This window comes from Megalodesulfovibrio paquesii, from assembly GCF_054653055.1.
In genome coordinates, this window is sequence record NZ_BAAIGQ010000006.1 from 394,020 (window position 1) to 417,111 (window position 23,092).

At 65.8% G+C, this 23,092-nt stretch carries 19 protein-coding genes; 10 read left to right on the top strand and 9 right to left on the bottom strand.

Annotated elements, in window-relative coordinates; all coding sequences use genetic code 11:
• Positions 1-264 carry a hypothetical protein gene (locus ACYQ00_RS14645; RefSeq protein WP_460032843.1) on the bottom strand — a complete coding sequence of 88 codons (264 nt, stop codon included), beginning with the start codon at positions 262-264 and terminating at the stop codon, positions 1-3.
• Between the two features lie 518 nt (positions 265-782).
• Between ACYQ00_RS14645 and dsrA the strand changes: the two genes are divergently transcribed.
• The 8 genes from dsrA (at position 783) to rfaD (ending at position 9,192) form a co-directional block, all read left to right on the top strand.
• Entirely contained in the window at positions 783-2,096 is a 1,314-nt protein-coding gene (dsrA, locus tag ACYQ00_RS14650) for a dissimilatory-type sulfite reductase subunit alpha (protein ID WP_460032844.1), read from the top strand.
• Positions 2,097-2,112: 16 nt separating this feature from the next.
• Positions 2,113-3,273: a dissimilatory-type sulfite reductase subunit beta gene (dsrB, locus tag ACYQ00_RS14655; RefSeq protein WP_460032845.1), complete on the top strand. Its 1,161-nt coding sequence runs from the start codon at positions 2,113-2,115 to the stop codon at positions 3,271-3,273.
• Positions 3,274-3,348: 75 nt separating this feature from the next.
• Positions 3,349-3,576 (top strand): dissimilatory sulfite reductase D family protein, encoded by a 228-nt coding sequence (locus tag ACYQ00_RS14660; protein ID WP_460032846.1) that lies wholly within the window; start codon positions 3,349-3,351, stop codon positions 3,574-3,576.
• A gap of 291 nt (positions 3,577-3,867) precedes the next feature.
• Complete coding sequence (locus ACYQ00_RS14665) at positions 3,868-5,244, top strand: cobyrinic acid a,c-diamide synthase CobB (protein WP_460033175.1); 1,377 nt, start codon at positions 3,868-3,870, stop codon at positions 5,242-5,244.
• Positions 5,244-5,969: a metallophosphoesterase family protein gene (locus ACYQ00_RS14670; RefSeq protein WP_460032847.1), complete on the top strand. Its 726-nt coding sequence runs from the start codon at positions 5,244-5,246 to the stop codon at positions 5,967-5,969. Before ACYQ00_RS14665 ends, ACYQ00_RS14670 begins: the two co-directional genes overlap by 1 nt.
• A 9-nt stretch (positions 5,970-5,978) precedes the next feature.
• The gene (locus tag ACYQ00_RS14675; RefSeq protein WP_460032848.1) at positions 5,979-7,421 is read left to right on the top strand and encodes a protein kinase domain-containing protein; all 1,443 of its coding nucleotides are present in this window, start codon (positions 5,979-5,981) and stop codon (positions 7,419-7,421) included.
• On the top strand, positions 7,418-8,188 hold the full coding sequence (locus ACYQ00_RS14680; RefSeq protein WP_460032849.1) for a YkgJ family cysteine cluster protein: 771 nt from the start codon (positions 7,418-7,420) through the stop codon (positions 8,186-8,188). The genes ACYQ00_RS14675 and ACYQ00_RS14680 overlap by 4 nt, the downstream gene beginning before the upstream one ends.
• 20 nt (positions 8,189-8,208) lie before the next feature.
• Positions 8,209-9,192 (top strand): ADP-glyceromanno-heptose 6-epimerase, encoded by a 984-nt coding sequence (gene rfaD, locus ACYQ00_RS14685; protein ID WP_460033176.1) that lies wholly within the window; start codon positions 8,209-8,211, stop codon positions 9,190-9,192.
• Between the two features lie 117 nt (positions 9,193-9,309).
• On the opposite strand, the gene ACYQ00_RS14690 is transcribed toward rfaD, so the two are convergent.
• Both ACYQ00_RS14690 and mutL read right to left on the bottom strand, forming a co-directional pair.
• Positions 9,310-11,370 carry a methyl-accepting chemotaxis protein gene (locus ACYQ00_RS14690; protein ID WP_460032850.1) on the bottom strand — a complete coding sequence of 687 codons (2,061 nt, stop codon included), beginning with the start codon at positions 11,368-11,370 and terminating at the stop codon, positions 9,310-9,312.
• Between the two features lie 203 nt (positions 11,371-11,573).
• The gene (mutL, locus tag ACYQ00_RS14695) at positions 11,574-13,562 is read right to left on the bottom strand and encodes a DNA mismatch repair endonuclease MutL (protein WP_460032851.1); all 1,989 of its coding nucleotides are present in this window, start codon (positions 13,560-13,562) and stop codon (positions 11,574-11,576) included.
• Between the two features lie 158 nt (positions 13,563-13,720).
• Here mutL and ACYQ00_RS14700 point away from each other — a divergent pair, with 158 nt between their 5' ends.
• Positions 13,721-14,023 (top strand): hypothetical protein, encoded by a 303-nt coding sequence (locus ACYQ00_RS14700; RefSeq protein WP_460032852.1) that lies wholly within the window; start codon positions 13,721-13,723, stop codon positions 14,021-14,023.
• A 125-nt stretch (positions 14,024-14,148) separates the two neighbouring features.
• Here the strand turns inward: ACYQ00_RS14700 and purE are convergent, their stop codons facing one another.
• Together purE and purD are read right to left on the bottom strand one after the other, a co-directional pair.
• Positions 14,149-14,643, bottom strand: a complete 495-nt coding sequence (gene purE, locus ACYQ00_RS14705) for a 5-(carboxyamino)imidazole ribonucleotide mutase (RefSeq protein ID WP_460032853.1) — start codon at positions 14,641-14,643, stop codon at positions 14,149-14,151.
• A 45-nt stretch (positions 14,644-14,688) separates the two neighbouring features.
• Positions 14,689-15,993, bottom strand: coding sequence for a phosphoribosylamine--glycine ligase (gene purD, locus ACYQ00_RS14710; protein WP_460032854.1), 1,305 nt, complete (start codon positions 15,991-15,993; stop codon positions 14,689-14,691).
• A 155-nt stretch (positions 15,994-16,148) separates the two neighbouring features.
• On the opposite strand from purD, the gene ACYQ00_RS14715 reads away from it, so the two are divergent.
• A complete protein-coding gene (locus ACYQ00_RS14715) occupies positions 16,149-17,453 on the top strand; it encodes a phenylacetate--CoA ligase family protein (protein ID WP_460032855.1) in 1,305 nt (434 codons plus the stop codon).
• Between the two features lie 52 nt (positions 17,454-17,505).
• On the opposite strand, the gene ACYQ00_RS14720 is transcribed toward ACYQ00_RS14715, so the two are convergent.
• From ACYQ00_RS14720 to polA, 4 genes are all read right to left on the bottom strand, one after another.
• Positions 17,506-18,777, bottom strand: a complete 1,272-nt coding sequence (locus ACYQ00_RS14720; protein WP_460032856.1) for an EAL and HDOD domain-containing protein — start codon at positions 18,775-18,777, stop codon at positions 17,506-17,508.
• 38 nt (positions 18,778-18,815) lie between these two features.
• Positions 18,816-19,877, bottom strand: a complete 1,062-nt coding sequence (gene argC / locus ACYQ00_RS14725) for an N-acetyl-gamma-glutamyl-phosphate reductase (protein ID WP_460032857.1) — start codon at positions 19,875-19,877, stop codon at positions 18,816-18,818.
• Positions 19,878-19,887: 10 nt separating this feature from the next.
• Positions 19,888-20,307: a DUF1844 domain-containing protein gene (locus ACYQ00_RS14730; protein WP_460032858.1), complete on the bottom strand. Its 420-nt coding sequence runs from the start codon at positions 20,305-20,307 to the stop codon at positions 19,888-19,890.
• A gap of 65 nt (positions 20,308-20,372) precedes the next feature.
• The gene (gene polA / locus ACYQ00_RS14735) at positions 20,373-23,078 is read right to left on the bottom strand and encodes a DNA polymerase I (protein ID WP_460032859.1); all 2,706 of its coding nucleotides are present in this window, start codon (positions 23,076-23,078) and stop codon (positions 20,373-20,375) included.
• Positions 23,079-23,092 lie beyond the last annotated feature (14 nt).

A 23,092-nucleotide genomic window follows, 5' to 3' on the forward strand; every position in this document is an offset into this window, starting at 1 on the left:
CTAGGAACCGTTGGCCAGCAGCATCCTGGCCACGGCTTCGTCGTACAGCAGCATGGGGTTTTTGTCCGGCTGGCGATCGGCATACCGGGCGGCGGCCTGTCGGATCACTTCCAGGGGCAGCCAGCCGTGCTGTTCCCACAAGCGTGGTTCCTGCCGATTCCACAGCCGGAACTCGATCTCGCCTGCGGCGCTGTGGCGCACATAGCAGCGGGTGTCGGTCTGCTGGGGGTTGGGATAGTAGTAGAGGCCACGTTCGTCTTGCATGGGCCTTTCTTTAAGCGTGGGGGGAGGGGGGCGTCAAGGGACTGCCCTGGGTGAAGTGGAGAGAAAGCGTCGGGAGGGAGGATTGATTGGCGGAACTAGCCTTGCCTTGCGAGGCGGAATGCGCTAATCCCACAATGCAAAGACCTTACGGGCGAAAAATCGAGTCAGGTCAGGCGCGGGGGCCTGGCTCGGAACTGGTCCGGAACTGGTCCGGAACTGGTCCGGAACTGGTCCGGAATGCATGTGCAGAATGGAACAAATGTTTGTTGACAAAGCAGGACAAGCCTTCTAGCGTGAACTCCTGCTAGCTTGGAGGAATCCCTTCCGCCTGTTTTCGCCATCGGTTGCGGTGGCGGAAGGGGCGGCGCACGCGCAAGTGTGCGGAAGCAGGCAAGACCCGATTGCGCACCACTGGTGCACAGCGCGTTTTGCACAGTGATTAGGCAACGTTTCGACGGGAGCGCATGCGGCGCGCCGTCGGTTGGAACATCCAACCTAACCAATGTGGAGGTAAGGCGATGGCGAAGCATCCAACCCCGATGTTGGACGAGCTCGAAAAAGGGCCCTGGCCCAGCTTCGTGTCCGACATCAAGCAGGAGTGCGACAATCGGGCCAAGAACCCCAAGGGGTTTGACTACCAGATTCCTGCCGAATGCCCTGACGACCTGCTGGGGATCCTCGAACTTTCGTATCACGAAGGGGAAACTCACTGGAAGCACGGCGGCATCGTGGGCGTCTTCGGGTACGGGGGCGGCGTCATCGGCCGCTACTGCGACCAGCCTGAAAAGTTCCCCGGCGTGGCGCACTTCCACACCGTTCGTCTGGCCCAGCCCGCTGCCAAGTACTACACCGCCGAGTACCTGGAAGCCATCTGTGACATCTGGGACCTGCGCGGCTCCGGTCTGACCAACATGCACGGCTCCACCGGTGACATCGTGCTCCTGGGCACCCAGACCCCGCAGCTCGAAGAAATCTTCTTCGAAGTGACCCACAACCTGAACACCGACCTTGGTGGTTCCGGTTCCAACCTGCGTACCCCTGAATCCTGCCTGGGCATCTCCCGCTGCGAATTCGCCTGCTACGACTCGCAGCTGATGTGCTACCAGCTGACCCAGGACTACCAGGACGAACTGCACCGCCCCGCGTTCCCCTACAAGTTCAAGTTCAAGTTCGACGCCTGCCCCAACGGCTGCGTCGCCTCCATCGCCCGTTCCGACTTCTCCGTCATCGGCACCTGGAAGGACGACATCAAGATCGACCAGGAAGCTGTGAAGGCTTATGTCGGCGGCGAATTCAAGCCCAATGGCGGCGCCCACTCCGGCCGCGATTGGGGCAAGTTCGACATCGAAGCTGAAGTGGTTGGTCTCTGCCCCACCGGCTGCATGACTTACGAGTCCGGCAAGCTGAGCATCGACAACAAGAACTGCACCCGTTGCATGCACTGCATCAACACCATGCCCCGCGCCCTGAAGATCGGCGACGAACGCGGCGCTTCCATCCTGGTCGGCGCCAAGGCGCCCGTCCTCGACGGCGCGCAGATGGGTTCCCTGCTCATTCCCTTCATCGCCGCCGAAGAGCCTTTCGATGAAGTGAAAGAAGTCATCGAAAACATCTGGGAATGGTGGATGGAAGAAGGCAAGAACCGCGAGCGTCTGGGTGAAACCATGAAGCGCGTGGGCTTCCAGAAGCTCCTGGAAGTGACTGGCACCAAGGCTGTTCCCCAGCACGTGTCCGAGCCTCGCCACAACCCGTACATCTTCTTCAAGGAAGAGGAAGTGCCTGGTGGCTGGAGCCGCGACATCGCCGATTACCGCAAGCGTCACATGAGATAAGGGGAGGAGAGAAAAGATGGCCTTCATTTCTTCCGGGTACAATCCCGACAAGCCGATGGAAAACCGTATCACGGACATCGGCCCCCGCAAATTCGATGAGTTCTTCCCCCCGGTTATCGCCAAGAACGCCGGCAACTGGGATTACCACGAAATTCTTGAGCCCGGCATCCTGGTGCACGTGGCCAAGAGCGGCGACAAGGTGTTCACCGTCCGTTGCGGCGCTGCCCGCCTGATGTCCACCAGCCACCTGCGGGAGATCTGCGAGATCGCCAACAAGTACTGCGGCGGTCACCTGCGGTTCACCACCCGCAACAACGTGGAATTCATGGTGGATAACGAAGCCACCCTCAAGGCCCTGGTGGAAGACCTGAAGTCCCGCAAGTTCGCTGGCGGCAGCTTCAAGTTCCCCATCGGCGGCACCGGTGCTTCCATCTCCAACATCGTGCACACCCAGGGCTGGGTCCACTGCCATACCCCCGCCACCGACGCCTCCGGCCCGGTCAAGGTGGTCATGGACGAACTCTTCGAAGAGTTCACCAACATGCGCATGCCCGCCATTGTGCGTGTTTCCCTGGCCTGCTGCATCAACATGTGCGGCGCCGTGCACTGCTCCGACATCGGTCTGGTGGGCATCCACCGCAAGCCCCCGATGATCGACCACGAAAACCTGGCCAACCTCTGCGAAATCCCCCTCGCCGTGGCTGCCTGCCCCACCGCCGCCGTGAAGCCCATCACCGCGGAAGTGAACGGCAACAAGGTCAAGTCCGTGGCCATCAACAACGATCGCTGCATGTACTGCGGCAACTGCTACACCATGTGCCCGGCCCTGCCCCTGTCTGACGGCCCCGGCGACGGCATCGCCATCATGGTGGGCGGCAAGATCTCCAACCGTATCAACGTCCCTTCCTTCTCCAAGGTCGTGGTCGCCTTCGTGCCCAACGAGCCTCCCCGCTGGCCCACGATGGCCAAGATCGTGAAGAAGATCGTGGAAGTCTACGCCGCCGACGCTCGCAAGTACGAACGTATCGGCGACTGGATTCACCGGATCGGCTGGGAATCCTTCTACGAGAAGACCGGCCTGGAATTCTCCCACCACTGCATCGACGACTTCCGGGATCCCGCCTACTACACCTGGCGGCAGACCACCCAGTTCAAGTTCACGAGCCACCTCGACTAAGAGGGGCTGCCTTTCCCGGGCCGGGCGCGCAAGCGTCCGGCCCGTTCACTCGAACGCGCAGAGAGGCGTGACATCATGGAAGAAGCAAAACAGAAAGTTGTGGAATACCTGCAGGGAAAGAAGGGCAAGACCAAGTTCTACTTCAACGATTTCACCGACCTCTTCCCCGATATGAAGCAGCGCGAAGTCAAGAAGATCCTCACTGCTCTGGTGAACGACGGCGTGCTCGAATTCTGGTCCAGCGGTTCCACCACCATGTACGGTCTCAAGGGCGCTGGCAACCGGTCCGAGGTCGAGGGCTAGCACGCTCACTGCCCTTTGCCTCTCCTTTCAAGCAAAAGGCGCGCGGAAGAGGGGCGTCGGGAGGTAGGCGAGGCTGCATTTCCCATGCCTGATCGCCCCGGTTCCCATCCAAAGCGCGCCTTGGCGCATGCATCACCTGCCGCCCCCGCGACGGCAGGCGATGGCGTGCGCAGCGGTGTCTCCTGCCCCCCCAACTCCGCCACGCCCGCCGCGCCCGCTGTGGCAGGCGCTGCTCCGGGCCTTGCGCAGCACAACGCTCCCGCACTCCCGGCCCTCATCCGGCCTCGGGTCATGGTGGCCGGGCTCTCCGGCGGTGCCGGCAAAACCGTCGTCTCCCTTGGCCTGTGCCGCGCCTGGAAGCGCGCCGGCCTCAGCGTCCGCCCCTTCAAAAAAGGGCCTGATTACATCGACGCCGGCTGGCTTGGCCTTGCTGCAGGCGTGCCGCCCACCAACCTGGATCCCTATTTTTTCGAAGCCCCCACCTTGCGGGCCCTGTTCCAGTACCGTATGCGCGATGGCGATATCGCCGTGCTGGAGGGCAACCGCGGGCTCTTCGACGGCCACGATGTCCACGGCGCCTGCGCCAGCTCCCTGCTCGCGCGGCATCTGGAGTGCCCGGTGATTCTGGTCATCGACTGCACCAAAATGACCCGCACCGTGGCTGCGATCATCCAGGGTGTGCAACGTTTTGAAGAAGGCCTGCAGCTGGCCGGGGTCATCTGCAACCGCACCGCTGGCGACCGGCACCGTCAGGCCCTGCGTCAGGCCATTGAGGCCTATACGGATGTCCCGATCTTGGGCATGCTTCCGAAAATCAAGGAAAATCCCATCCCGGAACGCCACATGGGCCTGACCAGCATGCGCGAGCAGGACGGTGCGGAGGCCGCCCTGGACAGCCTGGCGGATCTCATGGAACGCCATCTGGACCTGCCGGCCATCCAGGCCATTGCGCAACAGGCTGCCCCCTGGGGGCAGGCACCGGAACTTATCTGGCCCGGAGACCGCGGTGAGGGCGAAAAACCCCTGGCCCGCATCGGCTACATCCACGACGCCGCCCTGTGGTTCTATTACGAGGAGAATCTGGAGGCCCTGGAGCGCGCCGGTGCCCGGTTGGTGCCGCTCTCCCTGCTGGATCCATCACCCTGGCCGGATATTCATGGCCTGTACCTGGGCGGCGGGTTTCCCGAGCAGTTGGCCGAGCAGCTGGCGGCCAACACCGCTGTACGCCAGCGGGTGCGCATGCTGGCGGAAATGGGCCTGCCCATCTACGCCGAATGCGGCGGCTTCATGTACCTGGCCAAGGCCCTGATGGTCGAGGGGCAGCCGCATCCCATGGCCGGCGTCTTTCCCGTGCGCACGGAGCTGACCGCCAAACCCGCCGGCCTGGGCTACGTGGAGGTCGAGGTGGTGGCGGAAAATCCCTTCCTCCCCAAGGGGCTGGTCTTTCGCGGCCATGAGTTCCATTATTCCCAGTGTCTGGCCGGGGATGGCGCGGAGCTGAACCTGGGCCTGAAAATGAAAAAAGGCGAGGGCATGCTTGCCGGGTATGACGGGCTCATGCACAAGAACGTCATGGCCTCGTACACCCACCTCCACGCCCTGGCCGTGCCGGACTGGGCGCCACGTTTTGTCCAGGCGGCCGTGGCCGCGCGCAGGAAGTCTGCCTGATGCGTCTGGCCGTTTTGGCAGACGTGCACGGCAACCTCGAAGCGCTCCAGGCCGTGTGGCAGGATCTGGAGCCCTGGCAGCCCGACGCGGTCTTCTGCCTGGGGGATATGGTCGGCTACGGCCCGGATCCGCGCGAGGTCCTGACTTTTTTGGAGACGCGCCGGGTGCGGATGATCCAAGGCAATCACGAGTGGGCGCTCCTGGGCCGCGGCCGCAGCAGCTGGTTCAATTTTCTGGCTCAGGATGCGCTGGAGCACACGCGGCGACTGCTGGGCCGGCCTGCCATGCGCCGGCTCCAGGCCCTGCCCTATGCCTGCACCTTTGCCAACTGTCGCTTTGTGCATGGGTTCCCACCGGAGTCCTGCCTCAAGTATCTGTTCAAGGCAGACAGCGTGGAGTTGCAGTGCATGTTCCGCCGGCTTCGGGAATGGATTTGCTTTGTGGGGCACACGCATCTGCTGGCGCGGGTGGAGTGGCGCCAGGGCGAGGTCCTGCGCGGGAGGCTGCCAGAAGGCGAGCTGCCCCTGGATCCGGCGGTCAGGTATGTGATCAACGTGGGCAGTGTCGGACAGCCCCGGGAACAGGACAAGCGCGCCAAATACGTACGCTGGGATGACGCGGCGCATCGGCTGCAGGTTCGGGCCGTGGAGTATGACGCCCACCGCACGGCCGAGAAGATCCTTGCCCGCGGCATGCCGAGAACGTATGCCAATAAGCTCCTGTAAGGATTGATTATGCGCACCATAGGCGGGTATCGCATCCTCGGCCTGTTGGGCAAGGGCGGCATGGGCGCGGTGTACAAGGTGGAGCACCCGGCCCTGGGCAAGCTCGTGGCCCTCAAACTGCTGGCCCCTTCGGAGCACCTGGCCCGCATGCTGGGCTACGACGTGCTCAAGGAACGCTTTCTGCGCGAGGCGCGGATCATGGCCGGCATCCGGCATCCGCACGTCAGCCAGGTCTGGGACTATGGCGAGGACGGCGGGCGACCTTTTTTCGTCATGGAATACGCCTGCGACAGTCTCGGCGCACTCATGGGCGAGTCCTACCGCATGGAAGCCCCCTCCCGGCGGATTCCCCCGGCCATGGCCCTGGATTACGCCATGCAGACCCTGGACGGTCTGGCCCGCTTGCACTACGCCGGCATCATCCACCGGGATATCAAGCCGTTCAACCTGCTGCTGGCGGAAGAAAACCGCATCAAAATCATCGACTTCGGCCTCTCCAAACTGCGTGGTGAACTGCCCCGCGATGACCCGGACGCCGTGAAGATCGGCACCCCGTACTACGCCGCGCCAGAGCAGGCCGAAAACCCCGAGGCCGCCGGGCCGGCTGCGGACTGCTATGCCGTGGGCGTGCTCCTCTGGCGCATGCTCGTGGGCATGCTCCCCCCGGATGAGATGGATGCCGACGATGCTGCCGAGGCCCGCCGCTGGCGCGATGCCTGCTTCGCCCGCTGGAACTTGCTGGATCCGGCTCTGGGCCGGGAAATGGAGGCCTTTTTCGCCACGGCCCTGGCCCGCGACCCGGCCCGGCGGCATCACACAGCCGCGGCCATGGCCAGCGAACTGCTTGCGCTCCGGGATCGCTTTCTGGAGGCCCTGGACGCGGCCTGTCAATTGCCCGAGGACTGGACGGCGACGGCGCCGGTCTCCAGCGTGGCTGCCGGGCCGGGTGTTGCCCTGCGCAGCACGCCGCTGAAAACCGGCCCCCTGCGCGATCTGGAACAGCTGGGGCTGGACCGTCTGGGCCGGCCGCGCTGTCCGGTACGTCCGCAGTTCAGCTGCGAGGCGGAAGGCGAGACGGTACTGGACACCGCCCACGGCCTGCGCTGGCAGCGATCCGGCACCGTGTATGCCTGCTCCTGGCAGGAGGCGCGGGCTTATGTGGATCAGCTCAATGTCGTGCGCTTTGCCGGGTATGCCGATTGGCGGCTGCCCACCGTGGCCGAGCTGGCCAGTTGTATCGATCCGGACAAAGAGCCCGGCCTTTCCTGCACGGACAGCTGTTTCGACCCGCACCAGACCACCTGCTGGAGTGCGGATCGCCGCAGCTATATTTCCGCCTGGCGGCTGCACGCGGCCATGGGCTTTATCCAGTGGGTGGACATGCACTGCCAGACCCACGCCCGGGCTGTGCGCACTGAATTTCCCGTGTCAAAGAGCAAGGAGACGGCATGAGCAACTGCATTCGCTGCGGTGCCTGCTGCCGCGACGGCGGCCCGGCCCTGCATCGTCAGGACCTGGCGCTGCTGACCCCGGACCCAGGCGGGGTGCGGCCGTTTTTGGACATCTCGGATCTGGTCACCCTGCGTGTGGGCGAGCCCGTGCGCGATCAGCCGGCCGGCGGGGTCACGATTCTGGCCGTCGAAATGGTCAAAATCCGGGGCAAGGGGCTTGCCCATGGGGGCGACGACTGGACCTGCGTGTTCTACGATGCCGCGGAAAGCGCCTGTGTGCGCCATCCCTGGCGTCCCTGGGAATGCCGCCTGCAAGACTGCCGGAACCCCGGCCCCCTGCGCGAGGCCTATGCCGAGGAGCGCCTGACCCGCTTCGAGATCATGCCGGCAGGCGGCCGGCTGGCCAGTCTGGCAGCCATGCATGAAGCGCGTTGCAGCGTGGCCGAAATGGCGCGTCTGGCCCTGGCCTTCCGCAGGGGGGATCCCGCGGCCGAGGCCAGACTGCTGGGCATGCTGGCCCTGGATCAGAGCGCACGGAGCATGCTGGCCGAAGCCGGCGGCAGTGCGGCGGAACTGTTTGTGCTGGGCCGGCCCCTGGTCGGGTGTCTGGAGCTGTTTGGTCTGGGCCTGATGGCTCCCTCTGCCCCCGCGGTCTCCAGGCCTGCGCAGGAAGGGGTGGCGCTGGTCAAGACCGGGTTGTGGCGCTATCCGGATCCCCTGGGTGTTCCGGCACCCGAACCCAGGCCAGACGAGGCGGTGCGGGCATGAGCGCAGGCAGGAACAAGCCTATTGTTATCGTCACCGGTGCGGCCGGGATGCTCGGCAGTGTCCTGAGCTGGCGGCTGAACGAGGATGGCGAGGACCGGCTGCTCCTGGTGGACGATCTGGGCACTGGCGCAGGCCCGGGCGAGAAGTGGAAAAATCTCGTCAAACGCCGGTACCTGGATTTCCTGCACAAGGACGTCTTCCTGGAACTGATCCGGTCCGGCCGCTTTGACCTGCCCGTGCGCGCCGTGGTGCACCTGGGTGCGCGCTCTGCCACCACCGAGCGCGACGCCGGCTTTCTGTATGAAAACAACGTCCGTTACAGCATGATCCTCTGTCGCTGGGCGCTGGAACAGGGCGCCCGGTTTCTGTTCGCCTCCAGCGCGGCCACCTATGGCGACGGCAGCCAGGGGTTCGATGACGACCCGACACGGCTGCCCACCCTGCGGCCGCGCAATGCCTATGCCTGGAGCAAACACCGCGTGGATCAGTGGCTGGCCATGGAAGGCTTGTTGCCCAGGGTGGCCTCCCTCAAATTCTTCAATGTCTTCGGGCCGAATGAGTACCACAAGGGCCCCATGCGCAGCGTGGCCCTGCAGGCTTATGAGCAGATTCGGGACACGGGCCGGGTCAACCTGTTCGCCTCCCACCGCGAGGACTATGCCGACGGCGGCCAGTTGCGGGACTTCGTCTCGGTCAAGGACTGCGCCGCGGTCATGGCCTGGCTCCTGGAGCATCCCGAGGCCAACGGCATCTTCAATGTCGGCACCGGCCAGGCCCGCAGCTTCAAGGATCTGGCCACGGCCGTATTCACCGCCATGAACCGCGAGCCGGCCATCGACTACATCCCCATGCCCGAGTCGTTGCGGGCCGGCTACCAGTACTTCACCCAGGCCGGGATGCACCGCCTGCACGCCGCGGGCTATGCCGCGCCATTCCAGCCCCTGGAAGCCGCGGTGGCCGACTATGTCCGCAACCATCTGCTGACGGACGACTGGTACTGCTAACCCCTGGCCCGCTGCGATCCCATGCACAAGGGGAAACCCGATGGATGGCGCATCGGGTTTCCCCTTCATGTTGAGCCCTTTCCAGAGCTCTTGCCAGGATAATGGGCGACGATTCCCCTAGGCGGGCCCCCCCTTGCCGGAATGCATTTCGTCGATGAGTCGGCGCAGTTGCCGGGTTTGATCCGTCAGGCCGGCCAGGGCGGCGGCGGACTGCTGCAAGGCGGCGGCAGTTTCGGACGAGATGCGGCTGATGTCCATGACGCTGCGGTTGATTTCCTCCGTGGTGGCCGACTGTTGCTCAGAGGCCGTGGCAATGGAGCGGACCTGGTCCGTGGTCTGGTCCACCAGCTGGACAATGGCTTCCAGGGCCTGGCCGGACTGCCCGGCCAGGGTAGTGGCGTCCTCGATGCGACGCACAGCCTGTTCCACGTTGTCCACATTCTTGCTCGTGCCGTGCTGAATGCCGGAAATGGCCGCGCCCACTTCCTTGGTGGCGGTCATGGTCTTTTCGGCCAGCTTGCGCACCTCGTCGGCCACCACGGCAAAGCCGCGGCCGGCATCCCCGGCCCGGGCGGCCTCGATGGCCGCGTTCAGGGCCAGCAGGTTGGTCTGGTCGGCAATGTCGGAGATGACGTTCATCACCTGCCCGATGCCCTGGGCCTGCTCGCCCAGGCGGGTCATGTCGGCCTTCAGATCCAGGGCCTTGGTCTGCACTTCCTGGATGCTGCGGATGACCTGGGCCACGATGCCCGAGCCCTCGCCGGCCTTGTTGCGGGCGGTGTCTGCGGTGGCCGCGGCCTGGGAGGCGTTCTGGGCCACCTCCATCACCGTGGCGTTCATTTCCTCCATGGCTGCGGCGGTTTCGCCCACCCTGTGCGACTGCTCCTGGGAGCCCCGGCTGGACTGGTCAATCTGCCCGGCAATGGTCTGGGACGCGTCGGTGACGGCATTGACGATGTGCTCCAGCCGGCCGGCAGCCAGGAGCATGCCCTCGCGCTGAGCGGCCTCGGCTTTGCGCGTGGCGGCTTCGGCCTCGGCCATGGCGGCGTTGGCCTTGCGGCTTTCCTCGGCGGCCAGCCGCCCCTGTTCCTCGGCCTCGCCAATCTTGCCCTTGAGGTTGACCACCATGGCGGCCATGGCTCGCTGCAGCACGCCGAACTCGTCCTTGCGGGACACGTCCAGGGCCGTGGTCAAATCCCCGCCGGCAATGCGCGTGGCCGCAGCCACCAGCGCCTGAATGGGCCGCAACACGTTCAGGGACAGGATGACCAGCACCCCGACGGCAATGAGCGCCGCCTGCCCGGCCGAAAGCCCCAGCAACAGCTGCCCCAGGGATTTTGCGTCGGCAAAGGCAAGGCGTTTGGTGACGGTCATGCCCAGGGTCCAGCTGGTCTTGGGCGATTTTTCAAAGAGGATCAGCTTCTGCTCGCCCAGGGACTCGGTGTCCAACCGCCCTTTGGGGGCGCTGGCCATGGCGGGCCCGAACGTCGCCTCCTTGAACACGTTGTACTTGCCCACCAGAGCCTTGTCGGCATGGGCCAGGGTCAGGCCGTCGGGGTCCAGCACGAAGGCGTAACTGGCGGGGGTGTTCAAAGGCTCGACAAATTGCTTGGTGAAGGCGCTGATCTTGACGCCAGAGGCGATCACCCCCACGACTTTTCCGGCCGAGAGCACGGGGGCGGCAATGACAAAAACAGCCTCGCCGGTGTCGGAAGAGAACAGGGGCTTGGATAAAAACGCCTGCCCGCCTGCGGCCTTTTTGAAATACTCGCGACCGGAAAGATCCTTGCCCAACAGCGCCGCGTTGGTGGAGACGATGCAGGTGCCATTGGTGCTCAGGAGCAGGATGCTGTCCAGGGTAGAATGGCGGTTGGCGCTGTCCTGGAGCAGGGCCAGGGTGCGTTCTGCGCGGTCAGGGGCAGCGGTGGCGGTGGTGGCGGCGGGATCGAGGGCCTCAGTGATGTCGGCAGTTTTGGAGAGCGTCAGGATTTCATTTTGCGTCCCGTCCACCCACAGTTCCACGGCGGAAAGCAGCCCGTGCAGCGCGGTGGTGGATTTCTCCATGGCCGCCGCGGTCAGGGAGGCTGTGCTTCGCTGATAGGTCATCCAGGTGGTCACGGCCATGCCAAAGACGATAAGCGCCAGGGTGGGCAGGATGAATTTCATGCGGAGGGTCATAGCCGCTCTCTTTGGATTAATTTGAAATGCCGACTGACGGACAAAGGCGACGAGAATATATGCTTGATGCCACAACATTTCCCTCTGTGCAATGAGGCAACGAAAAAAGGGCAGCGCGTAGCGGGGGGAGGCGGCGACAGCGCCTCCCCCGGCAGGCAATGAGGGCGCGGGGCAGGATCGAAGGAAGAAGAGAACGGCGGCGGTCAGCTGCGACGCTTGAAGGCCTTTTCCAGATCCTCGCCAGTCCAGATGAGCATGGCCGGGCGGCCGTGGGGGCAGAACTGGTGGTCCGGCGTGGCCTGCCAGGCTTCGAGGAGCGCCCGGACCTCGTCCGGGGCCAGGGACTGGCCGGCGGTCAGGGCCGTCTTGCAGGCCATCATGGCGCAGAGGTCGTGCAGGGGGTCCTCGGCATCCAGGGACCCGGTGGCCACGTCGCGCAGCAGGCTGCGGGCCTGGGCCGTGCTGAGCATGGCCGGCACGGCGGTGCAGCTGGCCACATTATTGTGTAATTCAAGGGAAAAACCGAGCCGGGCCAAGTGGGGGCGGGCCGCTTTCAAGGCTTCTGCCTCGGCGGCGTGCAGGGAGAGCGTCAGGGGAGCGGCCAGCAGCTGTGCCGGTTCCTGGCCCATGCCGCGCCGCAGACGGTGGTAGAGCACGCGCTCGTGGGCAGCGTGCTGGTCCACCACGGCCAAAGACCCGTCGTGCAGGGCCAGCAGCAGATAGGTGGCGGCGATCTGCCCCAGGTAGCGCCAGGGGGCGGCCTGGGGACTGGCCTGGGGACTGGCCTGAGTGCTGGTCTGGGAAGAGCCTGGCCCGACTGTGCGCGCATGCAACCACTGCGGCGTGTTTGCCAGGGGGTGCTCCCGGGCCTGGCCCAGATCCTGATCCTGGCCCTGCGGATGGAACTGGCCAGGGCGGGCCGAATGATAGGCCGCGGCCGGCTCGGCCAGCAGGCGCATGGTGGCGGCAGCCTCGCCGCGAGGGCCTGCTCCGGAGGGAGCTGGACGGTGGGTCTGGTGACGAGCCTCCTGAGCCGCAGACACGGCCCAAGGCGTTTGGGGAGGAATGTTTCCGCAGGACGCCGCCGGCGCAGGCGCAAGGGGCGGCAGCGCCGCCGTCTCGTCAGCCGCGAAGACCGCGAAGGCCGGGGCGGCTGCACGCGAGAGCTCGGGGCGCAGGGCATCCAGGCCGGCCAGCACCCCGCGTCGGACCAGGGAGAAAACGCGGTCCTCGTCCCGGAAGCGGACCTCGGTCTTGGCCGGATGGACGTTCATGTCCACGGCCTCGGGCGGGAGGTCCAGAAAGAGCACCACCTGCGGGTGCTCCCGGGCCAGCAGGCGCTGCTTGTAGGCCTCGCGCACGGCGGCCTGGAGCAGGCGGTCCTGCACGGGCCGCTGGTTCACGTAAAAGAGGAGCCGGTCGCCCCGGGCCTGGGCCTGGGCCGGACTGCCCGCCAGACCGTGGACACGGCCATCCTCGCGCTCCAGATGAAAGGGCACGAGACCCTGCAGCAGCTGTGGCGGCCAGACCGCGGCCAGGCGGTCGCGCAGGGTCTGCCGGGCCGGGAAGCGATACACTTCGCGGCCATCCAGGGTCAGGGAAAAGGCGATGTCCAGGTGCGCCAGGGCCAGCCGGGCAAAGAGATCCTGGCAGCGTTTGGCCTCGGTGCTCTGGGTTTTTAAAAACTTCAGGCGCGCCGGGACATTGGCGAAGAGATCCCGCACGGCCACTTCCGTCCCGGGCCGGGGCGGGGTTTTGCCGCGGTCCCGGATCTGACCATGCAGCACATCAATGAAGGCCCCTTCGGCCTCGCCGGGGAGGGTGGCGCTGAGGGTCAGCCGGGCCACGGAGGCCACGCTGGGCAGGGCCTCGCCGCGAAACCCGAAGCTGGCCAGGGAGAAGAGTTCGTCCAGCCGGGCGATCTTGCTGGTGGCGTGCCGGGTCAGGGCCAGTTCCAGCTCGGCCTCGGGGATGCCGCTGCCGTCGTCCCGGACCAGGATGAGCCCCTGGCCCCCGCGTTCAATGGTCACGTCGATGCGCGAGGCCCCGGCGTCCAGGCTGTTTTCCAGCAGTTCCTTGAGCACCGAAGCCGGCCGTTCCACCACCTCGCCGGCGGCAATCTGGTTTTGCAGGGCCGGGGGCAGGATGGCAATGCGGCGGGCGGACAGGGAAGCGGAAGGGGCGTGCGGCATGGACGGATGGTAGCCTGTCTGGAGACGGTGTCAATACGCAAGACCTGTCAGGTCAGAAGGGGGCAGGGGCTCTGGACGAGGAAGCGGCAGCCATGATCTAGAGTTTTCGGCGCAGCGGTCGATAGAAGAGGCATGGCAGTATGGAGGAGGTTTGTGGCATGATGGATCGACAACGCCCCTCGCCGGCGTCGGAACGGGCAGCCGCCCGGCGCATCCTGGCAGATTTGTTCCCGGACGCCTTCCTGACCGGCCGGGAATTCGACTTGTCCTTGCTGTACGCGGAGTGCGGGGTCTGCGGCAGGCCCCTCGTCTGGTCCGAAACGGCCACGCGGCTGGTGCTGCGGCGGGCCGGCGTGGACCCCGGAACCCTGGATTACTCCCACCTCCTGCGCACCAACGGCTGCGGCCGCTGCTCTCCGGAACTGGAGGATGCGACCATCAGCCTCGTGAAACTCATGTAGCGCGGCACTGCACAAGCGCACATGGCCCGGCAGGCCAGCCGGGCAGGAGGCGGGCGCCACTGCATTCCGGATGACTGGCGGTTTGCCATCCATCCGGAATGCCAGGGAATGTGCTTGTTGAATGCTCAGGCCGGGGTTTCCAGGGTCCTGGCGGCGGCGGCCACTTCGTCCTGGAATTTCTCCCGTGCGGCGGCCAGTCTGGCGGCCAGCCCCGCATCCTGCAGGGCCAGAATCTGCGCGGCCAGCCAGGCGGCATTCTTGGCCCCGGCGCCGTCCAGGGCCACGGTGGCCACGGGGAAGCCGGGGGGCATCTGCACCGTGGCCAGCAGGGCGTCCAGGCCATTGAGGGGCGAGGCATTGATGGGCACGCCGATGACCGGCTTCATGGTCCGGGCGGCCACGGCTCCGGCCAGATGGGCGGCCATGCCGGCGCCGCAGATGAAGACCTGGCAGCCTCCGGCCTCCAGTTCATCCACCAGCTGTTCCGTGCGCGCCGGAGTGCGGTGGGCCGAGGTGACGGTGAAGCGGTATTCCACGCCCAGCGAATCGAGCACGCTGGCGCAGGGACGCATCTTGGCTTCATCGGACAGGCTGCCCATGAAAATGGCCACGCGGGGCATACGATCTCCTGATAAGTCGTTTAAGTGGTGATGGGTTCTGGAGGCTCAGGCCAGGCCCAGCCGCCTGAGGCCTTTCATGCCGATGTCGCTGCGGCAGTACTTTCCGGCAAAGGCGATTTCACCGGCCGCAGCATAGGCCCGCTCGCGGGCCTGGGCCAGATCCCCGCCCAGGGCCGTGACTCCCAGCACCCGGCCGCCCGAGGTGCGGACGACGCCGTCATCCAGCGTGGTTCCGGCATGAAACACGGTGACCCCGGACACGGCGTTGGCGTTTTCCAGTCCGGTAATTTCCTTTCCTTTTTCGTAATCGCCGGGATAGCCGGCCGAGGCCAGCACCAGGCACAGGGCGGCTTCGGGGCGGATGGCCAGCATGTCCGGGGTCAGGCGGCCCTCACTGCAGGCCAGGAGCACGGCGGGCAGGTCGCAGTCCAGGCGGGCCATCAGGGGCTGGCATTCGGGATCGCCAAAGCGGACGTTGTATTCCAGGACGGAAGGCTCGCCGTTCACAAGCATCAGCCCGGCGTAGAGCACGCCCTTGAAGGGCGCGCCGCGTTCGGCCATCAGGCGGACGATGGGCGCGATGGCCAGATCGCACATGGCCTGCAGCTGGCTGTCGGGCAGGATGGGGGCCGGGGAGTAGGCGCCCATGCCGCCGGTGTTCGGGCCCTGATCATTGTCGAAAATGGCTTTGTGGTCCTGACAGGCCGGCAGGGGGACGACGTGTTCGCCATCGCAGAGGGCCAGCAGGGAGGCTTCCTCGCCCAGGATGGCGTCCTCGATGAGCACGCGGGCGCCGGCCTCGCCAAAGCAGCGCGCGCCCAGCATGGCTTCCACGGCCTCCAGGGCCTCTTCCCGGGTTTTGGCCACCACCACGCCCTTGCCGGCAGCCAGGCCGTCGGCCTTGACCACCATGGGCACGGGGCGTTCCAGGATGTGGGCCCTGGCTGCGGCCAGGTCGTCAAAGACCTGGAAGGCGGCCGTGGGCACTCCGGCGGCGACCATGGCTTCCTTTGCATAGATTTTGCTGCCTTCCAGCCGGGCGGCGGCCTGCACTGGGCCAAAGCAGGGCACGCCGGCCACGGCGCAGGCGTCGGCCAGGCCCAGGGTCAGGGGCAGCTCGGGACCAGCCACCACCAGGTCGATGCGCTCGCGGGCAACCAGGTCCATCAGGCCGGGGATGTCGCCATCCTTCACGGGGGCGTTGCGGACTCTGCCGGCCGAGGCGGCCTGCATGGCCGCGGTGCCGCCGTTCCCGGGCGCGACGAAGAGCGTGTCCACGGCGGGACTTTGGGCCATTTTCCAGGCCAGGGCATGTTCGCGGCCGCCGCCGCCGACGATGAGGCAACGCATGGAGGCTCCTTGCGGGGGAATGGCGCAGCGTCTGCTTTTCCCTTGGGGCAGACTGTGCTAGGAGACGCAAACGCCGTTGCGGGAGGTGATGAACTGGTGGATACGAAATTTTGCCCCGCGGCGCAATTGGACCCTTTGCCGTGAGGAGCGCCGCCATGGTCGCCAGTCCCCGATCCACGCCCCGGTTTATTCCTGAAGTCACTGCCGAGTCCCTGCGCGAGACGCAGACCCGCGGCCTGGACTGGACGCTCCATCATGCCTGGCAGGGCAGCCCGGTGTATCAGGCCAAACTGCGGGACGCCGGCTGGCAGCCCGGCCAGCGATTGAGCCTGGACGAGCTGTCCCGCCTGCCCTTCACCTCGGTGGAGGACCTGCGCCAGGGCTACCCCCTGCCGCTGCTGAGCATCCCGGAGGAGCAGGTGGTGCGGGTGCATGCCTCCTCAGGCACCACGGGCAAGCGCAAGGTGCTGGCCTATTCCGCGCAGGATATCCTGACCTGGAAGGAAATGTTCGCCCGCTGCTACGAGCTGGCCGGACTGACCGTGCTGGACCGCGTGCAGATCTGCGTGGGCTACGGCCTGTGGACTGCGGGTGCGGGCTTTCAGCTGGGCTGCGAGCACTTCGGGGCCATGGCCGTGCCCGTGGGGCCGGGAAACCTGGAGATGCAGCTGACGCTCCTGGAAGATTTCCGCTCTACCTGCCTGTGCTCCACGGCTTCCATGGCCCTGCTGCTGGGCGAGGCTGTGGAAAAGCAAGGCCTCAGGGACAAGATAGCCCTCAAAAGATGCATCTTCGGCGCCGAAACCCACAGCCCGGCCATGCGCCAGGCCTTTGAGGAAAAGCTGGGCCTGGAGGAAAGTTTCGATATCGCCGGGCTCACGGAACTCTACGGGCCCGGCACCGGCCTGGAGTGTCAGGCCCATGAGGGCATCCATTTCTGGGCGGACAAGTTCATCCTGGAGATTCTGGACCCGGCCACCCTCAAACCCGTGGCCCCCGGCGAGGTGGGCGAGATGGTGGTGACCACCTTGTGCAAGGAAGCCGCCCCGCTCATTCGTTACCGGACCCGGGATCTCACCAGACTCCTCCCCGAATCCTGCGCCTGCGGCTGCAGCATGCCCAGGCACGACCGCATCCGGGGCCGCAGCGACGACATGATCATCTACCGTGGCGTGAACGTCTACCCTGGCCAGATTGCCGAAGTGCTGGGCAGGTTTGCGGATTGCTCCTCGGAATACCGCATCGTGCTCGAACGACACATGGGCAAGGATGTGATGCGCGTGGAAGTGGAACGCGCCACCTGCGGCACGGCAGATGCCGACCTGGCCCTGGCCGAGCAGGTGGGCACGGCCCTGCACAAGGCGCTCCTGGCCCGGGTGCAGGTCAAACTGGTGGACCCTGGCAGCCTGCCCCGCAGCTTCGGCAAGAGCAAGCGGGTGCTCGACGAGCGTGGCGAGTAAACGAGCGCGGGAATGGGCAAGCCGCGTCCCGGGGCTTGCCGCCGGCTGTTTCTCAGCAGCCGGGGGCGTTCTCCAGCAGCATCCTGGCCCAGTTGCTGGCCTGTACGTGCAGCGTGGCCGTTTCTGCCGCGGGCAGCCCCATGAAGATCAGGAGCTTGGAGGCAGAGTCAAAGTTGCCTTCGCACAGGGCCTTGCTCAGATCCAGGGCCTTGACCGCCGGGCCGCCTTGTCCCAGCAGGGCCTGGTTGAGGGATTCCGAAAGGTTGAGCATGGGCAGGATATCCTGCATGGGCTGCCCCAGCAGGGCGTCCAGCTGGGAGAACACCCCCAGCAGGAAGAAGCCGTCCTCGGACAAGGCCGGGGAGGGCATGAGTTTGCAGCAGGTGGACAGGAAGCGCCCGCGCAGCACGGACGAGTAAAACAGCTCCTGGCCGCGGGGGCTGTCGCCCATGTCCGAGAGGGTGGCCACCAGCAGCCACTGCCGCAGGGAGCGGCCGCCCAGGTAGGCCACGGCCTGCTGGATCGACTCGAGCTTGCGCGTGAGCTGGAAGGCGGCGGAATTCAGATAGCGCAGCAACCGGAAGGAGAGGGAAGGATCCTGGGTGATGGTTTTGGCCACCCGGTTGACGTCATACTCCTCCTGCGCCAGCTGCCCCAGAAGCTGCAGCTTGGCCATGTGGCTGCTGGAGAGGGTGCGGCCGGGGATGATCTGCGGCTTGGAGAAGAAGAAGCCCTGGAAGTATTGGAACCCGCAGGAACGGCACAGGTCATAGACTTCTTTGTTCTCGACCTTTTCCGCCAGGAGCCTGGCTCGTGAGCGCAGCAGCTGCCGGCTGATCTCCACGATTTGTGCCGTCTCCATACCCAGGACGTCCACCTTGACGATGTCTGCCAAGGCCAGCAGGGCCTCGAACCCGGGTTGGCCCACAAAGTCATCCAGGGCCAGGGTATAGCCCTCCCGCTTGAGTGCGGCGCAGGCCTGCAGGATTTCCGGCTCCGGGGGCACGTTCTCCAGGATTTCGGGGATGCAGATGTTCTTGGGCAGGGCCAGGGCGCTGTGGGAAAGCAACAGGGCGGCCGGGAAATTGATCAGGATTTTCTGTTCCGGCTGAAGCCCTTCGCTGCCCAGGGCGAACCCGTCGGCAATGACCCGGGCCGTGGCGGCGTTGGGGTCGCTGAAATCGGCGGTTTGCGCGCCCTGGGCGTGACGAAAGAGCAGCTCATACCCCCAGACACGCTGCTCCCGGTCGAAAATGGGTTGCCGGGCCACAAAGATGGGCTGGAACGCCTCGACCGGTGGAATGTCAGTGCAGGTGGTGGGCATGCGGCACTCTCTGGGGGGTTGCGGAAGATGAACGGGACTTACGGCACGGCTGGCGCGAAGGCGAGCCCCGTTTCCAGAGGCAGGCCCAGCATGAGGTTGGCGTTGGCCAGGGCCTGGCCGGACGCGCCGCGGCACAGGTTGTCGATGGCCGAGACGATGAGCAGCCGGCCGGTGCGCGGATCGACCACCACGGCAATGTCGCAGAACATGGTCCCCCGCACGGAGCGCGTCTCGGGGAGCATGCCCTTGGGCAGCACGCGCACGAAGGGGTGATTGGCATAGTGGTTCACGTACAGGTCGCGGATGCCCTCGGCGCCAAGGGCCGCGCCTTCGGGGTTGAGCATGGTGTACATGGTGCTCAGGATGCCGCGGTTCATGGGCACGAGGTGCGGGGAGAAATTGACCGTCAACGACGCGCCGGCCAGGGCGGAAAGCTCCTGCTCGATTTCCGGCGTATGCCGGTGGCGGCCCAGGTTGTAGGCCCGGAAGGTGTCGGCCACCTCGCAAAAGAGCGTGGCGGCCTGCGCCTTGCGGCCGGCGCCGCTGGCGCCGGACTTGGCGTCGATGATGATGCCGTCGGGGATAACCAGCTTGTTTGCCAGCGCCGGCCAGAGGCCCAGGATGGCCGAGGTGGGGTAGCAGCCCGGGTTGGCCACCAGGGAGGCCCGCGGCAGGACATCGCCATAGATTTCAGGCAGCCCGTACACGGCGTCGGCCAGCAGGTGCTGTTGTTCGTGGGGCTGGTTGTACCACTCCTGATAGACGTCGGGATCGCGCAGGCGGAAGTCGGCAGAGAGGTCCACCACCTTCACACCGCGGCCGCGCAGGGCGGCGGCCATTTCCTGGGCGGCGCCATGCGGCACGGCCAGGAAGACTAGGCTGCAGCGCTGGGCCAGGGCGGCGGGGTCCGGCTCCACCACCGGGCAGGTCCCGGTACGGCAGTTGCGCAGGAAGGGATAAATGTCCTGCAGCATCCTGCCACATTCGGTACGGGAGGTGGCAGCCACCAGCTCGAACCGGGGGTGGGTTTCCAGGAGCCGGGCCAGCTCCATGCCGGTGTAGCCGGTTACGCCCACAAGACCAACAGGAATGCGTTCCACAAGCGCCTCGTCAGGGTTTACGCATGACATATTTCATGCGCAGTTCGTACAGCAAGCCATCCACCAGCCGGGCTTCCTCGGCGTCGAGGTTGCCGGCGGTTTTTTCCTTGAGCATGGTGAGGGTGTCGATGGTGTGCTTGGCCATGGCCAGATCCAGGCACACATCACGGCTTTCCGGGTTGGGTACTTCGCCAAGATGGACCAGACAGCTCGAAAACAGGGAAAAGACAAAGGTGGAGAAGGTCGGCGCGGGCAGGGTCGGCATACCGCAGACGTGTGCGGGATCTTCTGCTGCCGCTCCGGTTTCTCCGGGCTGCGCCGCGGAAGCTTCCTGCGCAGGGGCGGAAGGTCCGGCGGCCGGCTGTTCGTCCTCCACTTTGACCCGTCGGTCATGTACCACGAATTCTTCCTGTTTTTCCTCTTGGGACATGGCAAACACCTCTCGGCAATTGATCGATCAGAGAATATGCACACTACCACGAGGCTCTGGGCAGATCAATGCGCATCTGCCCAGGACCGGCCCATCCCCCAGTCCACCACCAGGGGCACGTCCAGCGGAGTGGTCTTGTCCAACACACCGGCCATCAGGGCCTGCAGGCGTTGGCCGGCCTGGGTGGCAACGTCGCTGTCGTCTGACCCCTTTGGCCCGGCGGGCACTTCCAGCACCAGTTCGTCATGCACCTGCAGGAGCATGCGCGCGCCCAGGCGGCGCAGTTCGGGGTCATGAAACACGGCGAGCATGGCCAGCTTGATGATGTCCGCGGCGCTGCCCTGGATGCGGGTGTTCACGGCCTGCCGGCGGGCCTGGCTGGCCACCTGGGCGTTTTGGGAGTGGATTTGCGGCAGGAGCCGGCGGCGATGGGCCAGGGTGAGCACATAGCCATCGCGCTTGGCCGCCTCTTCGATCTCGTCGTAAAAGGCCTTGAGCCGGGCCAGTTTTTCGAAGTAGCGGGCAATGAAGGCCTTGGCTTCCTTGAGGGAGACTTGCAGCTCCTGGGCCAGGGACTGGGGGCCCATGCCATAGATCAGGCCGAAGTTGATGGTCTTGGCGTTGCGGCGTTCATCCGGGGTGACGTCTTCCTGGGCCTTGTCGAAGAGCAGGGCCGCGGTGCGGGCATGGATGTCTGCGCCGTGGCGGAAGGCGTCGATCAGGGTGGGATCGCCGCTCATGTGGGCCAGCACGCGCAGCTCGATCTGGGAATAGTCCGCAGCCACGAGGAGCGCGCCCGGCCGGGCCACGAAACAGCCGCGCATGCGGGCGCCGTGCTCGCCGCGGATGGGGATGTTCTGGAGGTTGGGATTGGAGGAGGAGAGCCGCCCCGTGGCCGTGGCCAGCTGATGGAAGGTGGTCCGCAGCACGCCGTGCTCGTCGGCCAGGCGGGGCAGGGGCTCCAGGTAGGTGGAGCGGAGCTTCTCCAGTTTTCGGAAGTCCAGAATGGCCCGGACCACCTCATGCTCGCCGGCGAGTTTTTCCAGGACATCCTGGGAGGTGGAAGCCTTGCCGCCGGGAGTCTTGCCGGCCGGGGAAAGTTGCAGCTCATCAAAGAGCACCTTGGCCAGCTGCAGGCTGGAGCGGATGTTGAACGGATGCCCGGCCAGCTGGTGGATGCGGCGTTCCAGATTGTCCAGCTCGCGGGTCACATCCTGGAGGAACGTGCGAAAGGCGGCCCGATCGATGGCAATGCCCGTGGCTTCCATGGCTGCCAGCACGGGGATGAGCGGGGCTTCCAGGTCGCGCATCAGTTCGGCCATGCCGGCCTCGGCCACGCGGCGGGCCAGGAGCTCGCCCAGGGCCAGGGCCTGGGCCGGGGGCAGGGCCGGCGGAGGGGTTTCCAGCTCTGGACCCAGGCGGTCGTACAGGCGGGTCAGGGAATAGTCACGCTCCTCGGGATCCAGGAGATAGGCGGCCAGGCCAACATCCTGCAGGGTGGGCAGATCCTCCTCACCCAGCCCGGGGAGGGCGCGCAGCAGGGCCTTGACGTCCGGGCAATACACGGCCTGTGCCGTGCGCAGCCAGGCGGCCAGGGCCGCGGGGGCAATGCCCGGAAGCGCAAGCGCGTACAGCTGGGCATCCATCCAGCACAGCAGGGTCTCGTGCTCCGGAGTGGATTCCAGGGCCAGACCGGCGGGCTTGCCGGCCAGTTCGGGCAACGCGGCGGCGTCGACGATGCGTCTGGCCTTGGGCAGGGGCGCGGCGGGCTGGGAATCCTGAAACAATGAAAGCTCCACCGGCACCGCAGCCACGGGCGGCCCGTACCCAAGGCCGGGGTCGGCCTGGAACTCCCGGCCCAGGGACCGCAGCTCCCACTCTTGCAGAAAGGCGGCCAGGGCCTCGCGGTCCGGCGCGCTGCGGGGGTAGTCCTTCCAGGTGCCGGGTACGCAGCCTTCGCGTTTAAGGGTGGTCAACTCGCGGTACAGGAAGGTCTTGTCCATGACCGGCGCCAGCTTGTTGCGCACCGCGGGCTTGAGCTCGTCCAGATGAGCCCGGACGTCTTCCAGGGTGGGATGCTCCTTGAACAGGGCCAGGGCGGTCTTGGGGCCAATGCCGGGCACGCCGGGGATATTGTCCGAAGTGTCGCCCACCAGGGCCTGGACGTCGGGCCATTGCACCGGGGAAAGCCCGGTTTCTTCGGTAAAGGAGGCCGCGGTGGTCAGCTTTTCCGGGGTGCTCATGGGATCCCAGAGGGCCACGTCCGAGTCCAGCAGCTGCTTCAGGTCCTTGTCCGACCCGACGATGACCACGGGCCGTTCGGCTTTGGACCGGCTGGCCAGACTGGCGATGCAGTCATCGGCCTCGCAGCCCTGGCTGACGTGCGTGCGCACGCCCATGAGCCCCACCACCTTGAGAACCAGGGGTATTTGCTGCAGCAATCCTTCGGGTGTGGCGTCGCGCTGGGCCTTGTATTCGGGGAAGGCCTCGTGGCGGAAGGTGGGGCCGGGGCCATCCACAAAAAACACAATATGCTCCGGCCGCTGGATTTTCAGCAGGTTGAAGAGCATGCGTGTGACCAGAAAGAGGGCGTTGGTGGGATGCCCGTCGGCACGGGAAAGGTTGGGCAGGGCGAAGAAACTGCGAAAGATGTAGGCTGAGCCGTCAATACAGAAGAGCGGGGACCTGGAAAAGCCGAGCTGCTCGGCCACGGGCGTCTGGGACGCGGGAGCCGTGGATTTGGCGGCGGGCGCTTTGGATACAGGGGGCATGCGGCGATCCTGAA

Excerpts from the sequence above, each read along its gene's own strand:
- ACYQ00_RS14660 (WP_460032846.1), top strand. The coding sequence starts at position 3,349 with ATGGAAGAAGCAAAACAGAAAGTTGTGGAATACCTGCAGGGAAAGAAG.
- ACYQ00_RS14720 (WP_460032856.1), bottom strand. The coding sequence starts at position 18,777 with ATGCCCACCACCTGCACTGACATTCCACCGGTCGAGGCGTTCCAGCCC.
- polA (WP_460032859.1), bottom strand. The coding sequence starts at position 23,078 with ATGCCCCCTGTATCCAAAGCGCCCGCCGCCAAATCCACGGCTCCCGCG.
- ACYQ00_RS14670 (WP_460032847.1), top strand. The coding sequence starts at position 5,244 with ATGCGTCTGGCCGTTTTGGCAGACGTGCACGGCAACCTCGAAGCGCTC.
- dsrA (WP_460032844.1), top strand. The coding sequence starts at position 783 with ATGGCGAAGCATCCAACCCCGATGTTGGACGAGCTCGAAAAAGGGCCC.
- mutL (WP_460032851.1), bottom strand. The coding sequence starts at position 13,562 with ATGCCGCACGCCCCTTCCGCTTCCCTGTCCGCCCGCCGCATTGCCATC.
- purE (WP_460032853.1), bottom strand. The coding sequence starts at position 14,643 with ATGCCCCGCGTGGCCATTTTCATGGGCAGCCTGTCCGATGAAGCCAAG.
- ACYQ00_RS14665 (WP_460033175.1), top strand. The coding sequence starts at position 3,868 with ATGGTGGCCGGGCTCTCCGGCGGTGCCGGCAAAACCGTCGTCTCCCTT.
- dsrB (WP_460032845.1), top strand. The coding sequence starts at position 2,113 with ATGGCCTTCATTTCTTCCGGGTACAATCCCGACAAGCCGATGGAAAAC.
- purD (WP_460032854.1), bottom strand. The coding sequence starts at position 15,993 with ATGCGTTGCCTCATCGTCGGCGGCGGCGGCCGCGAACATGCCCTGGCC.
- ACYQ00_RS14700 (WP_460032852.1), top strand. The coding sequence starts at position 13,721 with ATGATGGATCGACAACGCCCCTCGCCGGCGTCGGAACGGGCAGCCGCC.
- ACYQ00_RS14680 (WP_460032849.1), top strand. The coding sequence starts at position 7,418 with ATGAGCAACTGCATTCGCTGCGGTGCCTGCTGCCGCGACGGCGGCCCG.
- ACYQ00_RS14645 (WP_460032843.1), bottom strand. The coding sequence starts at position 264 with ATGCAAGACGAACGTGGCCTCTACTACTATCCCAACCCCCAGCAGACC.
- ACYQ00_RS14730 (WP_460032858.1), bottom strand. The coding sequence starts at position 20,307 with ATGTCCCAAGAGGAAAAACAGGAAGAATTCGTGGTACATGACCGACGG.
- ACYQ00_RS14690 (WP_460032850.1), bottom strand. The coding sequence starts at position 11,370 with ATGACCCTCCGCATGAAATTCATCCTGCCCACCCTGGCGCTTATCGTC.
- ACYQ00_RS14715 (WP_460032855.1), top strand. The coding sequence starts at position 16,149 with ATGGTCGCCAGTCCCCGATCCACGCCCCGGTTTATTCCTGAAGTCACT.
- ACYQ00_RS14675 (WP_460032848.1), top strand. The coding sequence starts at position 5,979 with ATGCGCACCATAGGCGGGTATCGCATCCTCGGCCTGTTGGGCAAGGGC.